Source organism: Enterococcus sp. CSURQ0835 (assembly GCF_902706605.1).
Classification (GTDB): Bacteria; Bacillota; Bacilli; order Lactobacillales; family Enterococcaceae; genus Enterococcus_A.
This window is the reverse complement of record NZ_CACSLH010000025.1, coordinates 1-16,245: the sequence shown is the minus strand read 5'-3', so window position 1 is coordinate 16,245 and position 16,245 is coordinate 1. Positions and strand designations below refer to the sequence as shown.

General features: G+C 42.0%; 17 protein-coding genes. 15 read left to right on the top strand and 2 right to left on the bottom strand.

Annotated elements, in window-relative coordinates; genetic code table 11:
• The first annotated feature begins 197 nt into the window (after window positions 1–197).
• Genes liaF through GVJ38_RS10240 form a run of 6 tightly spaced genes read left to right on the top strand, consistent with a single transcriptional unit; the run spans window position 198 to window position 4,601 of the window.
• Window positions 198–920, top strand: a complete 723-nt coding sequence (gene liaF / locus GVJ38_RS10265; protein WP_159723071.1) for a cell wall-active antibiotics response protein LiaF — start codon at window positions 198–200, stop codon at window positions 918–920.
• On the top strand, window positions 917–1,993 hold the full coding sequence (locus GVJ38_RS10260) for a sensor histidine kinase (RefSeq protein WP_159723070.1): 1,077 nt from the start codon (window positions 917–919) through the stop codon (window positions 1,991–1,993). The genes liaF and GVJ38_RS10260 overlap by 4 nt, the downstream gene beginning before the upstream one ends.
• On the top strand, window positions 1,986–2,618 hold the full coding sequence (locus GVJ38_RS10255) for a response regulator (protein WP_159723069.1): 633 nt from the start codon (window positions 1,986–1,988) through the stop codon (window positions 2,616–2,618). The genes GVJ38_RS10260 and GVJ38_RS10255 overlap by 8 nt, the downstream gene beginning before the upstream one ends.
• Before the next feature lie 59 nt (window positions 2,619–2,677).
• Complete coding sequence (locus GVJ38_RS10250) at window positions 2,678–3,343, top strand: potassium channel family protein (RefSeq protein WP_159723068.1); 666 nt, start codon at window positions 2,678–2,680, stop codon at window positions 3,341–3,343.
• Window positions 3,344–3,359: 16 nt separating this feature from the next.
• Window positions 3,360–3,653, top strand: coding sequence for a HesB/YadR/YfhF family protein (locus tag GVJ38_RS10245; RefSeq protein ID WP_159723067.1), 294 nt, complete (start codon window positions 3,360–3,362; stop codon window positions 3,651–3,653).
• A gap of 12 nt (window positions 3,654–3,665) precedes the next feature.
• A complete protein-coding gene (locus tag GVJ38_RS10240; protein WP_159723066.1) occupies window positions 3,666–4,601 on the top strand; it encodes a glycosyltransferase family 2 protein in 936 nt (311 codons plus the stop codon).
• A 74-nt stretch (window positions 4,602–4,675) separates the two neighbouring features.
• On the opposite strand, the gene GVJ38_RS10235 is transcribed toward GVJ38_RS10240, so the two are convergent.
• A complete protein-coding gene (locus tag GVJ38_RS10235) occupies window positions 4,676–5,620 on the bottom strand; it encodes an NAD(P)-dependent oxidoreductase (RefSeq protein ID WP_159723065.1) in 945 nt (314 codons plus the stop codon).
• An 80-nt stretch (window positions 5,621–5,700) separates the two neighbouring features.
• Window positions 5,701–6,516 (bottom strand): DUF1189 domain-containing protein, encoded by an 816-nt coding sequence (locus tag GVJ38_RS10230; RefSeq protein ID WP_159723064.1) that lies wholly within the window; start codon window positions 6,514–6,516, stop codon window positions 5,701–5,703.
• Between the two features lie 151 nt (window positions 6,517–6,667).
• On the opposite strand from GVJ38_RS10230, the gene GVJ38_RS10225 reads away from it, so the two are divergent.
• The 9 genes from GVJ38_RS10225 to GVJ38_RS10185 all read left to right on the top strand — a co-directional run bounded on the left by GVJ38_RS10225 (window position 6,668) and on the right by GVJ38_RS10185 (window position 16,072).
• A complete protein-coding gene (locus GVJ38_RS10225) occupies window positions 6,668–7,117 on the top strand; it encodes a GtrA family protein (protein ID WP_159723063.1) in 450 nt (149 codons plus the stop codon).
• Between the two features lie 123 nt (window positions 7,118–7,240).
• A complete protein-coding gene (locus GVJ38_RS10220) occupies window positions 7,241–7,855 on the top strand; it encodes a superoxide dismutase (protein WP_159723062.1) in 615 nt (204 codons plus the stop codon).
• A 240-nt stretch (window positions 7,856–8,095) separates the two neighbouring features.
• On the top strand, window positions 8,096–9,349 hold the full coding sequence (locus GVJ38_RS10215; protein ID WP_159723061.1) for an LCP family glycopolymer transferase: 1,254 nt from the start codon (window positions 8,096–8,098) through the stop codon (window positions 9,347–9,349).
• 145 nt (window positions 9,350–9,494) lie between these two features.
• On the top strand, window positions 9,495–9,878 hold the full coding sequence (locus GVJ38_RS10210; protein WP_159723060.1) for an HsmA family protein: 384 nt from the start codon (window positions 9,495–9,497) through the stop codon (window positions 9,876–9,878).
• A gap of 24 nt (window positions 9,879–9,902) precedes the next feature.
• On the top strand, window positions 9,903–11,369 hold the full coding sequence (locus GVJ38_RS10205) for an MFS transporter (RefSeq protein WP_159723059.1): 1,467 nt from the start codon (window positions 9,903–9,905) through the stop codon (window positions 11,367–11,369).
• Between the two features lie 30 nt (window positions 11,370–11,399).
• Entirely contained in the window at window positions 11,400–12,170 is a 771-nt protein-coding gene (locus GVJ38_RS10200) for a TIGR02452 family protein (RefSeq protein WP_159723058.1), read from the top strand.
• A gap of 385 nt (window positions 12,171–12,555) precedes the next feature.
• Window positions 12,556–14,739: a pectate lyase-like adhesive domain-containing protein gene (locus GVJ38_RS10195; RefSeq protein WP_159723057.1), complete on the top strand. Its 2,184-nt coding sequence runs from the start codon at window positions 12,556–12,558 to the stop codon at window positions 14,737–14,739.
• A gap of 5 nt (window positions 14,740–14,744) precedes the next feature.
• Entirely contained in the window at window positions 14,745–15,269 is a 525-nt protein-coding gene (locus GVJ38_RS10190) for a hypothetical protein (protein WP_159723056.1), read from the top strand.
• 125 nt (window positions 15,270–15,394) lie between these two features.
• Window positions 15,395–16,072: a hypothetical protein gene (locus GVJ38_RS10185; RefSeq protein WP_159723055.1), complete on the top strand. Its 678-nt coding sequence runs from the start codon at window positions 15,395–15,397 to the stop codon at window positions 16,070–16,072.
• The last annotated feature ends 173 nt before the right edge of the window (window positions 16,073–16,245 follow it).

Below are 16,245 nucleotides of genomic sequence, written 5' to 3'. Positions count from 1 at the left end.
TGAACTAGCTAATTTTTCTGCAAGAAGCCATTGTGTTTTAGCTGGATTTTGTTCATACTTAAGTCCGATGGTTTTTTACGGGAATACCGCTATGATAGAGTAAGAACAAGAAAACAGATTTCTCGGCTAAGCTGACTAAAGTGAATGTGTTGCTAGCTTAACGAGTGATTGCATTTGGAAAAAGGAGGGAACACAGCGTGAAAAATCCTTGGCGCTTTTTTATTGTCATCGAGTTGTTGCTACTGGTTTTTGTCATGTGGCAGCTGTCCCAAACTCCAGGGCTGTTAGTGATCTTAGTTATTGGTGGCGCCAATATTTATTGGGCACTGAAAAAAGACCGACACCGCCGTTTCCAATTAGTGGCAGGGTTAGTGATGGCGACAGTAGCGCTGATCACTAGTCCCGCGGTGTGGCTGATGATCGTGTTTGCGATTTTATTTATTGGCTTAAAAGGTGTTGAGATCGCAGGGATTTCAGTTCCCGATCATTCGTTTAAGACGAAAAAACAAATGGTCATGGTGGAAACAGAAGAGCCGTTGAAACATGCCGGTGAGCGCAAAAAGCAAAGTTGGTTCGGCAATGAACGGATCGGCAGCCAAGTCTATGAGTGGGACGATATCAATTTGACGATGTTGGCCGGTGATACGATCGTGGATCTAGGAAACACGTTGTTGCCTAAAGAAGACAGTGTCGTCATTATCCGCAAAGGGTTTGGTCGGACACGAGTCTTGATTCCGTATGGGATCGGTGTAGTGATTGAACATGCGACTTTTTATGGTAAAGTAGTCTTTGAAGACGATGCGGTCACTTTAAAAAATGAAACGTTGAAACTTTACAGTCATGATTATGATGAAAGTCCTCGCCGATTGAAATTAGTAACGAATGCGTTGATCGGGGACATCGAGGTGATCCGAGTATGAGTAAGAAATATTCCAATGTTCACCTCGCCGTCTACACCGGCACGACAACTTTTTTTGTGTTGGTAATGACGCTTTTTATTTACGGCTATGCCTTGGGTGAAAAAAACTTGCTCGCGATCTTACTGGGTCCGCGCTTTTTTTACATCCCGATCGTCGTGTATTTGTTAGTGATTTCGCTTGCTACGGGGAGTACCGCGTATCTAGTTGCTGCGGTGACACAAAAGCGACAGTTTAGTCAGATCGAAGAAAAATTGCAATTATTAGCTGCGGGAAATTATAAGCATCCGCTTTTAACGTTTGATTCAGCGAAACTGACAGATGTACATCTAATCAACATGGCAACCGATATCGAAAAGATCCAACAAAAATTGATCAGCACTTCAAAAGAATTACAGCAGTTGAGCAGCCGACCTCAAATGGTGGATGGCACGACGAAAGAAAAAATTTTAGAAGAAGAACGGCATCGGCTTGCCCGCGAACTTCACGATTCAGTCTCACAACAATTATTTGCCGCAATGATGATGATGTCTGCGTTAAATGAACAGTCGCAACAAGTCGCCGTTTTGGAACCGTACAAAAAACAATTAGCGATGGTGGCTGACATCATCAACGCAGCACAATCTGAGATGCGGGCACTGTTATTACATTTACGTCCAGTTAACCTTGAGGGAAAAAGTCTGAAGCAAGGGATCGAACAATTGCTAAAAGAATTGCAGACGAAAGTCCAGATCAAATTAAAGTGGGACGTGGAAGATATCAATGTGGCCGCTACGATCGAAGACCAATTATTTCGTGTAGTCCAAGAATTGTTGTCTAACACATTGCGACATGCGAAAGCGAATGAATTGGAAGTCTATTTGCAGATCATTGGTCCGAATTTAATTCTACGAGTGATCGATGATGGTGTGGGCTTCAATCAAGAAAATGACGAACACGCGGGCAGTTACGGGTTGCGTAACGTTCGCGAACGCATCGCAAGTGTTGGCGGAACAACTAAGATCATTAGTTTCAAAGATCAAGGTACCAGCGTGGAGATTAAAGTGCCAATTGTAAAGGGGGAAGATGATGATTAAAGTATTGCTAGTGGATGATCATGAAATGGTACGCTTAGGCGTGTCTTCTTATTTATCGATCCAGCCAGATATCGAAGTCGTCGGCGAAGCGGAAAATGGGTTAGTCGGCTATGAGAAAGCCTTGGCGTTGCGGCCGGATGTGATCTTGATGGATCTGGTGATGGATGTGATGGATGGGATTGAATCAACGAAAAAGATTTTGGCTGACTGGCCAGAAGCCAAAATTTTGATCGTGACGAGTTTCATTGATGACGAAAAAGTCTATCCTGCGATTGAAGCGGGGGCTTCGGGCTATTTACTCAAAACTTCAACCGCTCAAGAAATAGCTGAAGCGATCCGCGCCACATATCAAGGAGAGCGCGTGCTAGAACCGGAAGTGACTGATAAAGTCATGGCGCAATTGTCTGGGCGAAACCGCCATATTTTACACGATGAACTGACGAATCGTGAACGTGAGATCTTACTACTGATCGCACAAGGCATGAGTAATCAGGAAATCGCCGATGAACTGTTCATCACGTTGAAGACAGTGAAGACGCATGTTTCGAATATCTTAGCAAAATTAGAAGTAGAAGATCGCACACAAGCCGCGATCTACGCCTTTAAACACGGGCTGATAAAATAGAGGACTTCTCTGTTTTATCAGCTCGTTGTTTGTTATACTAATTCAAAAGGAGCGAAAACATGAAGCAAAGTTTTGTAATCGTCGGCTTGGGGCGTTTTGGTGGCAGTATCTGTCGAACATTGGTCGAAGCAGGACAAGAAGTATTGGCGATCGACAGCAATGAAGATCGTGTGAACGAATATATGAATATCGCGACTCACGCAGTCGTGGCAAACGCGCAAGATGAGATGACGTTGCGTTCACTAGGCATCCGCAATTTTGATCATGTGATCGTAGCGATCGGTGAAGATATTCAAGCGAGCATCTTAGTAACATTGATGGTCAAGGAGATGGGGGTGCCCAATGTATTAGCCAAAGCGCAAAATGAGTACCACGCTCGCGTATTAGAAAAGATCGGTGCTGATCGGGTCGTCCATCCAGAACGTGACATGGGGAATCGGATCGCCCATAACCTCGTGTCAAAAAATATTTTGGATTACTTGGAACTATCAGAAGAATATTCGCTTGCGGAGATCGTGGTCACAAATCGTAAGTTTTATGGCAAGACGTTACAAGAATTAGATTTTCGTCAGCGGTTTGGCTTGAATATCGTGGCGATTCGGCGTGGGCAAGAAGATCCGATTGTTTCACCAGCAGCTGAAGAGATCGTGCAAAAAAACGATCATCTCGTTGTGATCGGCCAAAATGAAGATGTCGAGTTATTAGATGAAAAAATGAATGGCTAAAAGGAGTGTGTCGAATATGAAGTTGACTATGAAGCCTGAAGCATTAGCTTGGTTTAAACGGGAAATCGAAGTCGGTCCTAAACAAGGGATCAAGTTTTACGGCAAAGTCTATGGTAAGACCCAAGTCCATGATGGCTTTTCGGTCGGGATGGCAGTTGATGTGCCCGAACAGCCACTAATCGAAGAAACCGAGGACGGGCTACTCTTTTTTATCGAACAAGCAGATGAATGGTTCTTCAAAGGGTATGACCTAGTCGTAGCGTATGATGAAAAACTAGCTGAACCAAAATATAAATTTGTAGAAGCGTAAGAGGTGGAGCGTGTGTTATCTGTAATCGTCCCTTGTTTTAATGAGGAAGAAGCGATCCCGCTATTTTTTGCGGCGATGGAAAAAATCAAAACGCAACTGAAGCATGAGTTGGAATATATTTTTGTCGATGATGGCTCAAAAGATCGAACCCTAGCAGAACTACGTCAATTAGCGGCTCAGCATGACTTTGTCCATTATTTATCTTTTTCGCGGAATTTTGGCAAAGAAGCGGCGCTGTATGCGGGTCTAGAAGCTTCAACGGGTGAGTTGGTCACGGTGATGGATGTTGATTTGCAAGATCCCCCAGAACTTTTGCCTCAGATGATCCAGCTGATCGAAGAAAAAGAGATCGACTGTGTTGGAACGCGTCGGGCCGATCGAAAAGGGGAGCCTGCGATCCGCAGTTTTTTTGCGCGTAAATTTTATCAGTTGATCAATAAGATCAGTGAGACCGAGATGGTAGACGGTGCCCGAGATTTTCGCTTGATGACGCGGCAAATGGTCGATGCGATCTTAGAGCTGACCGAATACAATCGTTTTTCCAAAGGCTTGTTCAGTTGGGTCGGTTTTAAAACTGAATATTTATCGTATGGAAATCGGGAGCGCGTTGCCGGAGAAACGACGTGGTCATTTTGGAAATTATTCAATTATTCCATCGATGGAATTGTTAATTTTTCGGATGCGCCGTTGAACATCGCTTCATTTGTGGGCGCTTTGTCATGTTTTGGTGCATTGATCGCGTTACTTTTCATCGTGGGACGGGCATTGATCTTTGGTGATCCGACATCTGGCTGGCCTTCAATGGTCTCGATTTTTCTTTTTATCGGTGGCCTGCAGCTTTTATGTCTAGGGATCATTGGAAAATATATCGGCAAGATTTTTTTAGAAACGAAAGACCGGCCGATCTATATCGTGCGGGAAACTGAAAAAACACCAAAAGCAAAGTAAAACAGCTTTACAACGTGTTGAACAAGCATTAAAAAGAGGGACGTCAAACAATTTGACGTCCCTCTTTTTAGTTATTAATAGCCTCGCTGTAGATCGATTTGGTTTTGATTCAACGTATGATCTTTAAGATAACTTTTCAAGTTAGCTAAAAAGATATTCATGAATTTATGCTCAAAGTCAACGGTCAGACCAGAAATGTGAGGCGTTAGCAAAACATTTTTAGTTTGCCATAAAGGATCAGTCGCTGGAAGCGGCTCGGTCTCAAATACATCTAACAAGGCGTATGCGAACTCATCAGCGTTCAGTGCCGTGATCAATTCTTTGGTGTGGACCGTATCACCGCGACCGACATTGACAAAGACCGCGGTCGACTTCATCGCTTGGAAAATACTACTATTAAATAAATGATATGTCGCTTCGGTACTAGGTAAAATATCAACGACGATATTCATCTCAGGTACGATCTTCGCTAAATTTTTGATCGCGTAAGTTTCGTTAAAGCCTTCAACTGGATGCCCCGTCGTATTGATCCCATAGACTTGGACCGCTAGACCGTGACTCAGTTGAGCTAATTTTTGTCCAATATGTCCCGTGCCGACGATGAGCATTTTCTTACCGGCCAGTTGGTCATAGTGGATCGTATTCGGTGCCCATTTCTTAGTTGTTTGGTCAATGATCGCCGGAATCAGCCCGCGATAATAAGCGAGTAAACTGCCAATCACATGTTCACTGATCGATTCACTGTGAATGCCGCTGCCATTTGAAAGCAAGATTCCATTTTGTGCAAATTGGGTCAACGGGAGCTGATTGACGCCAGCTGAGATCGCTTGGACCCACTTGAGTTTTTCTGCGTTTAACAAGGCCAGTTCATTTTGTTTTTCCCAGCCGACTGTGATCTCGACTTGGGAAAGATCGGTGGGTAAGTCAGTGGTGATCGTATATTCAGGCGCTAGTTGTTGAATTTTTTCGATCCATTCAGCGCGAAAAGGACGTTGTAAATAAATTATTGGTTTGGTCATTTTATTCACCTCGCGTCTATTGTAACAAATGCTTATCAAATGCAAAATAAAACTGCCTCCCATTATAAGAGGCAGTTTTATTACATTCCAGGTAGATCCATTTGATCGTATTCACCAACGATCCGAGCGAAAATGAAGATACTGATGAACGTGATCAACAAACTAAAATCAAAATTTGGTCGGAACAACAAAAGAATTGTCGACAAGAGCACTGGAATCGTTGAACAAAAGATCAATGTCTTGAAGGTTTCGAAAAAGGTGATCTGCTTCAACCGGACTTTGGCTAAAATGATCCCACCGATCGCGGTAATGAAGACAGTCAATAATAAATTCAAAAAGGCGGGGTAAATCGCGACTAGCAACATGACCAAAGGAGCCCACCACGGAATTTGCCAATTGCGTAACTCGTGGCGTAATTTTGCGCCAGTCATTTCTTTTAACGGTTCTTTATTGTACGTCGACTTCAACACGTTGTCTCCAAAAAGTGACGTACTGACGCCGCCATAATCAGGTAAAACTAAAATCGCTTGGTCTTTTAACAGACCGACGCTGAAAAAATTTCCGACTAAGTCATGGGTGACATCTTCTTCACTGCGCTTGCCCTCAGGATCAAAGGTCAAAATGATTGAATTTGTTTGATAAATAAATCCTTCACTGTCACCTTTTGTTTTGATCGCACCATTTTTAATGGTAAAATCAGGAATTTTCTTCGCGATCTTGAGACTGTCACTTTTGATATCTTGGGTCACTCGGACAGCTTGATAAACGGTCGGGATCGCCAAAAACAAACTTAAGATCAATAAATACACGACACTTTTCCAAAACGGCGTCTTTTTGGCAGCTTTTAGATCTTTAAAATGAAAAAGGGCGCCTTTGATTAATTGCCCAAAAGTCATAACATCGCTCCATTCTATCTACTAACTGCCATTGTATCGAAGTCAAAATCAAATAACAATAGCTCAAAGCTTAATTTTTTTACGAAATGATTGACGGAATGGCAAACCTTCGCTAAGGTTACTAAGAAGAATAGAAAAAAGGACGACAACGATGAGACTTTATTTAGCATTCAAGCAGTACTTAGAAGAAAAAAAACTATGGGAAGTATTCATTTATTTATTTTTTGGTGGCTTGGCGACACTCGTCAATTTGCTTACTTTTGCGTTAGCCTTTAATTTATTTGGTTGGAGCTGGCCGCTCTCTAATGCTTTTTCGTGGATCTGTTCGGTCTTATTTGCCTTTGTGACCAATAAGTTATGGGTCTTTCATTCCAAAACGGAAACTTGGGTGGCCTTAGCCTGGGAGTTCAGCAAATTTTTAGCAGCGCGGATCGTTTCATTTGGGATGGACATGGCGTGTATGTATGTGTTGATCGATCTTTTGCACACCGGTAATCTGATTGCCAAGATCGTCACGCAAATCGTCGTGGTCGTGGCAAACTATGTCTTCAGCAAAGTTTTTATTTTCAAAAAAGTTGAAGTCAAAGAAGAGATCGACTAAAGTGGAGCTGCACTGCTTTTTAAGAAAGCGAATACTCGGGCAGTCTAAGCATATGTTTTGAAGATATGTGAAGAGTTTGGTACAGTTACAAGTGTAACAGAATTTCACTAAGGAGGAATTTAAATGTCTTACACTTTACCAGATCTACCTTATGCTTACGATGCACTAGAACCTTACATCGATGAAGAAACGATGCACTTACACCATGACAAACATCATAATACGTATGTGACGAACTTGAATGCAGCGATTGAAAAATATCCGGAGTTAGGTGAAGAAAGTGTGGAAGAATTGATTTCTCACGTGGACGAATTACCTGCTGAGATCAAGACTGCGGTTCGCAACAATGGAGGCGGACATGCTAACCACAGCTTCTTCTGGAAGATCATGGCTAAAAACGCTGGTGGCGAACCAACGGGCGCGGTCAAAGAAGCGATTGAAAAAGATTTCGGCAGCTTCGAAAAAATGAAAGAAGAATTCAAGACGGCTGCTACCGGACGTTTTGGTTCAGGTTGGGCTTGGGTCGTTTTAAACAACGGAAAATTAGAGATCATGTCGACTCCAAACCAAGATTCACCTTTAATGGAAGGCAAAACACCGATCTTAGGCTTGGATGTGTGGGAACATGCGTATTACTTGAAATATAAAAATGTTCGTCCAGATTATATCGCCGCTTTTTGGGATATCATCAACTGGGATCAAGTCAATAAAAACTTAGAAGAAGCAATGAATGCTTAAACTAGTAAATAGCTCGCAGGTTTTCCTGTGAGCTTATTTTTTTTGCCTAGCCAGACTGAAAATCGATATTTATGCAAATCTTTAAATTTTCTTCGCGAGAAAGTCTGATTGGAAGAGGATAGTCAACTAGTGAGAAGATTTAAAATTTTAATTTAAAAACATCATTCTTGCGAAAAATCCATTGAATCATCAGTTGGAGTGTGAGAAAATAAAACGTAAATTTATTGATAGAGGTGTGGTATGAGCGGTTGGAAAAAAATAATCGTTGCGCTGTTAGTGATCTTAAATCTAGCTGTAGCTGGAGTGATTGCTTATGCAATGCAGGTAACGAGTGATGCAAGTCAAATGATGAATAATGTCCGCGAAAAAATCGATCGTAAAAGCGCTTTGCGAACAGATGGTGAACCCGATATCAATAATGCCGAGCCATTTTCGATTTTATTATTAGGCGTTGATACAGGTGACCTTGGTCGAACCGATCAAGGACGTTCAGACACGATGATGGTCGTGACCGTTAATCCGCAACAAAAAAAATCTACCATTATCAGCTTGGACCGTGATATTTTGACGAAGATCGTTGGTTACGGAGAAAATGACAAACTAAATCATGCGTATGCTTACGGTGGCGTGAAGATGTCCATGAACACGATCGAAAATCTATTAGACATTCCGATCGATCATTATGTGACCATCAACATGCGAGGCTTGAAAGATTTAGTCAATGCAGTCGGTGGGATCGAAGTCGACAACAAACGGACGTTTACCTTAGATGGCATCAAAGTCAAAAAAGGAAAACAGACATTGTACGGGAAAAAAGCTTTAGCTTATGCTCGGATGCGTTATGAAGATCCAGAAGGTGATGTTGGCCGACAAAAACGGCAGCGAGAAGTTGTGACGAAGATTTTGAAAAAAGTGATGTCAGTCAATGGAGTCAGCAATCATAAAAAAATCTTGAAAGCAGTCGAGAAAAATATGAAGACTGATTTATCTTGGGATAATATGGTCGATATTGGCACGAATTATTTGCCTGCTTTTGATAAGATCAATCAAAAACAATTAGCCGGTAAAAATGATATGAGCCAAGGCGTTTATTATCAAATCTTAGGGAAGCACGAATTGTTAGAAGTCCAAAACACGTTGAAAAAACAATTAGAGTTGCCAACGAAGAAAAAATTACCAAACTTAAAAGATGATGATGCAGATTTATTATTCTATGATGATTCGGATAAACGTTTGACTGAAGACACGAGTCAATACGCTCCCGGCTACGATCACAGTGAAAACTATGATGAGTACGGAAACTTTATTGGCAATCAAACGAATGATGATGACGAAAACAGCAGCAGCGGGTACCAAAAGAGCAGTCAGTCTCAACAAAGTACAGATAGTTCAGATTACAATGACTATGGGGAGCCAGCCGTAGACAGCAACAACACCTATGAAGGGTACAATTACGAAAATAATCAATATTACCAACCAAATCAAGGCTACTAAATAAGAGAAGTCGGACACGAAAAATGTCTGGCTTCTTTTTTTTAGTTTGTTAAGCAATCGTAGTGACAAAATGTCACTGAGGTGTTATGATCAGTTCAGTCAAGTGATAAAGTGTCACTAAAATGAATGAAAGAAGGATTCACAGATGAATATACGGTTGATTTTAGCAATTGTGACGATTAGTTTAGCATTAGTTTTTTATACGAGTGGGGTGTTTTCAGAACGGCGTAGTGGAGATTTGAAGTTAAAACATATTATTTTGTTTGGCTTAGGCTTGGTTTTTGATACGACGGGTACGACGATCATGTCAAAAATCGCTGCGGGTAGTACGGTTGCTGTTAACCCATTGCATCAAATCACCGGCATGGCTGCTATTTTATTGATGGTCTTTCATTTAATTTGGGCGATCTATGTTTTACTAAAGGGGAATCCCAAAGCGAAAGCAAACTTTCATAAATTTAGTATCGTGGTCTGGTTGTTTTGGTTGATTCCTTACTTTGTCGGGATGTTTATCGGAATGGGCGCTTAATTTATAGTGAGAGGGAGTCTTTACATGAAGAATCGAAAGTTTGCATTATTTATTTTTATTTTAGGCGTCTTTATGTCCGCACTAGATAATGGGATCATCTCCAGTGCGCTAACGACGATCAATTACTCGTTTCATGTTTCAGAGGTCCAAGGAACGTGGGGTGTGACGCTTTATACATTAGGAATGGCGATTGCCACACCGATCGTCGGAAAATTAGCTGATACGTTCGGCCGCAAGAAATTATTTTTGATTGAGATCGCGATTTTTGCATTAGGTTCACTTGCGGTAGCATTGAGTCCCTCCTTTTTATTTTTCTTAGCTGCTCGCTTGTTCCAATCTTTAGGCGGTGGCGGGATCTTTATTATTGCATCTAGTCATATTTTATCGACTTATCCAAAAGAAAAGCAAGGCGCTTTGTTAGGGATTTTAGGAGCGATTAATGGGATTGCCTCGGTCGTCGGACCAAATTTAGGCAGTTTGATTTTAAATGTCAGTGGGCATTGGAGCTGGCTATTTTTGATCAACTTGCCGCTCGCTATTTTTGTACTCGTCTTCGGCTCGTTAGCGATTCCCGAAACGGTCGCTGCAAATAGTAAAGGCTTGGATTATCGTGGGTTGTCATTGTTGACGCTGGGGATCTTGAGTTTCATGTTGGCAATCACTAATTTAAAAAGTGCCGCACTACTTGCAAGTGTGGCCCAGGTAAGTGTGTGGGGCTTTGCTTTATTAGGGATCGGTTTATTTTTCTTGTTTGTTCAAAGTGAAAAGCGAGTTCAAACAGCCACGACGGATCCTTTCTTACCTTATCATCTACTGAAAAATACTCGTTTTTTAGTGACGTTGTTTTTAGGTTTTTTGTCAGGAACGTTAATCGCGATTTTCGTGTTTGTTCCTAGTTTTGTTGAACATCGTTATGGAGTCTCCGCTAGTAGTAGCGGCATGTGGATCAGTGGGATCGGTCTTGGTTCGATCGTGGGGGCTGGAGTTGGCGGAATGCTCGTTTCAAAACTGGGAGCTGCCCGTTCGTTAGTTATCTCAGGTGGTCTTTCATTAGTCGGTTTTTCACTGGTCGCTTTCTTAAGTCCGACGACAGTCTGGTTTTTAGTTTCTTCCACTATTGCTGGAATCGGCTTTGGGATGTTGATGGGAGCGCCTTTCCAAGTTTTGATCTCTGAAATCGCCGGCAAGCGAGATAACGGGGTCGCGTTAGGGACATTGTCAGTCAGTCGTCAGATCGGGTTGACGATCGCACCGACGATTTATGCGACTGTTATCCAAGGGAACTTTGCAAAATTATTGGCCCAAGCTGGGACGAAACAATCGATTGAAAGTTTTTATTTGCAACTCCAAGCACGATCCGATCAAGGCATGCTCGATTTATTTCATTTAACTGCTCAACATGCTTATCAGCAAATGTTTTTGATCGCAGTCATTGCTTCAGTGATCATTTTAGTTGGTGGCACCTATTTGAAAAAAGTGTCTGAAGCGTGAGTTCTGCTATACTAAGGAGGGGTGTTGCCGATGAATCATTATCAACGATCTGCTCAAGCTACACTAGCTTATTATGAAAAAAATGAATTACCGCAACATGCAACTTCAACCTTGATTCAAGAAGCGCTGCCCGTGCTGCCAACGGATCCGCAAAAAACGCGCGTGATTGTAGAAGCTGAAAATGTCGTGAACAGCATCTTTCAGCATGTGGACGGGCGGACGGGCGTGATGAATTTTGCTTCGCCGTTTTATCCTGGTGGGAATTTTTTGCGCGGTGTCAATGCGCAAGAAGAAACGCTTGCGCGCTGTTCCTTTTTATATCCAGAGTTAGTCAAATTCCAAGCGACGTATTACGAAAAAAATCAACGGAAGCCGCAACAAGATCTTTACAGCGATGACGTGATCTATTCAAAAGCAGTTTGGTTTGTCAAACGGGAAGTAGCGGGAAAAGAGACCTTTTTAACTGAGCCGTACTTAGTCGATGTGGCCACCGTTGCTGCGCCAAATCAACGCGCGATGCGGCTGCATAAAAACCAGCTAGCAGCTGATGTAATCGAGCGACATTTGCGCTACCGGATCTTACAGACGCTGCGTGCTTTTAAACAAGCGGGTTGTCAGACGATCATTTTAGGTGCGTTTGGTTGTGGTGTTTTTGGCAATGATCCGAAAGTGGTGGCTCGTTTGTTTGCTGAAAGTCTCACGCAAGCCGATCTAGTAGACGCTTTTAAAACGATCGTGTTTTCGTTGTATCAAAAAGATGCTAACTACTTTGCTTTTGCTCAGCAATTTGCTCGATCATAAAAAAATTTTTCCTTTTTAGACTGCTGTTTGAAAGCTCGTACGAGAAAACAAACAGCAGTCTTTAGTTTTATTTTCTAATCGAAAACTTTTTTGTGAAGCGATTCGATAACAAGTTTTAACAGCGGCCTTCAATCAAAAAAGTGATTGTAATAAGAGAAGATTCTGAAAATTTTTCGATAACGGAAGATAAAAAAACTAAATGCAAGCCATAAAAAAATTAGTTGTAAAATAAATAACGAATAAATAGTTGTTGGATTAATGAATACTTTAAAAATATAAGTAAATTAACTTGAAAAAAAAAGAAACAGGAATTATATTATAAGCATAGAAGCAGATGTAACCGTTTGATGGAAAAGGAGTTGCTCATCTAGAGGAGATGAGAAAAATGAAAAGGCTCCGTTTTAACAAGTATTTTTCCCTGATTTTTTTTAGTGTGACTTGGCTATTTTATTTTTCCTCTCAGCCAGCCACTGCCCAAACTTTGTCAGCTGTAAATTCAATTGAAAGTGAGACAACGACCGCAAAGATTGATAAAACAACTAGTGAAAGTATTTCAAAATCAACTAGTATTTCGAATGATTCAGCTGAAAAACAACAAACTAGTACAACTTCGCAAGACCCCGCAACACTTTCTTCGACTGCTGGTGAATCGTCTCAGTTAACGGAAGAAACCTCTACTGAAGCCTCTGCTTCGGCTGAAGAAAATCCCAGATCAAATAATGAACCAGAACAAACCGGAACACAAGCCGCACCTTTTCAAGTGAATAGTGTGCAAGCCCTGACTGCTGCATTGAAGCAACCGCTGCCTGCTGGTCAAACGACGCGCTACCTGCAATTGACTAGTGATCTTACGTACACGGAACAAAATGTTTTTGCGATCAGTGATAATACGGAGATCGATGGACAAGGCCACACCATTAGTTATGATTCCAATGACTATACGCGTGCGAATGTTGGATTTCGAATCGTTAAATCCGGTGTGCAAGTCAAAGTGAAAAATCTCAATTTTGGTGATCCACAACATTCCAACAGTAACATGTATGGCATGATCAGCGCGGGCAATCAAAAAGACATCGCTTTTGATCTGACGAGTGAGAATGTCCATTATTACGCGAGTCAAGGTGCACAAGCATTTTACAGCAACAATCGGTTGAGTCGCTTTTACTTCACGGGTGAAAATCATTTTACTCAATTGCCTGGAAATGGTTCACAAGAATGGTTGGAAGGCAACAATATTATTTTTCAAAAAGATAGTCAAACTTACATTGATCAGCAAAGTTCACCGGCAAGTTCATCGATTCTGACGGCTTATTCATCTGGTGGCGCGACACAACGCGATAACATCGTTAATTTGACTTTAGAGGAAAATGCGCAAGTTGCTCTTACGACGAACTGTCTGTACTTTTTAACAGCCGGTCAAGGTTTAACGATCGATGTAGGAAAAAACGCCAGCTTCAAATTGAATCAACCAACGAGTGATTTTCGCATGACCGTGAGTCAGATTCCGACTAATTTAAACTTTCAAGCCGGCTCTTACGGCGAGTTTAATTTCGGTGGTTTGCTGAATTCGGCGGGACCAATCAATTTGAATTTGGATCAACCGCGCGCGATTTTATTTAAAAAACCAGCAGCGACTAAGTTCTTTGGTTCCACCGTCAATGTGCAGCTCAATGATCCTAACAGCTACGGGTATACGTATCAAACGGCGAATGATCAAGCATTGAGTACCGAGACCTCGTTACGGACAGGGGCGAATGTTTTAAGTGATGTAGCACTACCTAAACTTGCGAGCGCAAGCAAACGCTTGTTGATCGCCGGACAAGCTAAACTTGCTAGCCTCAATGTAGTGCCAAGTGTTAAGCCAGGTGTCAGTCAAGTAACCGCTACGATCGGTCAATACACACCGGCTCAATTCACGTTACGAAATGCGACGTTTCGATTAAGTAACGGATCATTGATCAATGGTCTTTATAGATTAGAAGATCCAATCAACCAACAAAAGATCCAACAAGCTGCGCTAGCGTATCCTGAACAAGTGACGACGCAGGCTGTTTATAAAAACTTAGAGCCAGAGGAATACTATTTGTACGGCAAAGCGGATCTTTTACCGACTGATGATCCTGATCAACCGCAATTTGTTCGAACGACACTTTGGGCAGAACAGCAGATGTTTATCCCAAAAAGTCGCATGATCATCTCAGTTCCGACTGAGTTAGATTTTAAAACGAAGCAATCTGGGGCATTTACTTCATTGGATCAAGCACAACCGATCCAAAACTTGAGTAACTATCCGGTTGCTTTCACCATTGCGACAGTCAGTGAGACGGGAAATAATCCGATTGCGTTGAAAAAGAATTTTGTGACCCATCATCAAGAACTGATGTTGAATTTAATGACCGATAGCGGAGAACAACTGGGACCGTTACAAATCGGGACAAATCAGTTGTCTGAGATCAACTTGCCGCCGGAGGCTACGAAAAAAATTTATTTGCAAGGTAATTATTCAGGACCGAATACCGGCGTCCAACAAGTTGGGTTTCAATTTAATTATCTTGTGAGAAGGAAGTGAGAAAAATGGATCTGAAGGATGTCAAAACAAGAAAACGGCTCATTTACGTGATCATAGGGTTGCTCATTTTGATCGGAGCAGGTGCAGCTTTATTTTTCCACTCCCAAAAAACCGTTTCACCTCGGATGGTCGTAAGTGGTGATTTCTTACCGCCTGAAAAAGATGCGCAAAAGATCAAACCTGCTGATTTGCAAAAGTTTGCGCAAACAAAAGTGGATAAAAGCAAATTCAATATGATCATCGCACCAACTGGAAAGATCGATCAAACAACGGAAAACGCTGAATTGCCGATCCAAAATCCAAAAGAAAATGCCTATCCTGTTTCGGTAGATTTAAAAGATGATGCGACAGGTGACGTAGTCTATACGACCGGTGCGATCCAGCCAGGCTATGAAGTCCGAACGTTTCATCTAGAAAAAAATCTAACTCCGGGGTCACATCAGATGACCGCTGAATTCAATATTTATGATCCAGCCACAAAAGAACGCCGCGGGCAAGTTTCCGCAGAAGTTTTGTTGGCGGTTCATTAATATAAATTAGACTGCCCGCCTGATTTGTAAAGTCGGCGCCCGTCAGAATGAAGGTGAACGTCCCAGTAGAGGATTGAAGTTTTTTATGTATCACTCATCAATCAATGCAAAAGGAGGCAAGCATCATGAAAAAGATCGTTTTGAGCACCTTGATGCTGGGTGCAAGTATTGGCGTAAGTAGTGTCGCTTTAGCAGCGAACCAAAACTTTAACGGTCAAGACAATGCTAATATCGTTGTCAACGGGACTTTGGGCGCTGACAATACAAAAGCAACTGCCGGGATCGATGAAGGTGAAAAAGACTGGATTGACGTCAGTCTAGATACGGCAACTATTTTCTATAACAAAGCAGGTAAGACAGATATCACTTCACCACAATACAATATCGAAAATAAATCAGGTCGTCCAGTCGAAGTAGCTGTCGGCAGCTTCAGTCATAAAGACGGCAGTGACCCGATCACTGACATCAAATCGTTGAAGTTGAATGTGACGAACACTGGATCAAACCAAACAGTTGGTTCTGATTTGTTCAGCGCACCAGGTACGATCAAAGATCCAAACACTGATGCGTTATTAACTTTAGCTAACGATGATGGGGTCACTGATAAAGGCGGAGTGGCTGTAGCTAACAGTAACAAGGCAACCTACAACTTCTCAGGTGAGGTCAACTCTGCCCTTAGCACCATGAGTAAACCAAGTTTTAATTTGAATTTGAAATTCAAAGCTGTTCCTTGGGCTTATGATGAACCAAGTGACCCTAACGCACCAGCAACAACTCCTACCCCAGCTCCTTCTAATCCTTAATTTCTCTCCTCATAGGAAGCCGAGAGCACCCCTTGCTCTTGGCTTTCTTTTTTTGTATGATTTGAAAACCACCTGCTATGCGGGTGGTTCCAAAAAGCTTTTAGCGTGGTATCAAAAAATCCTCCCAAAATGATAAGATAATGCTGGTTGACCGACCGCATCACTATCAGATT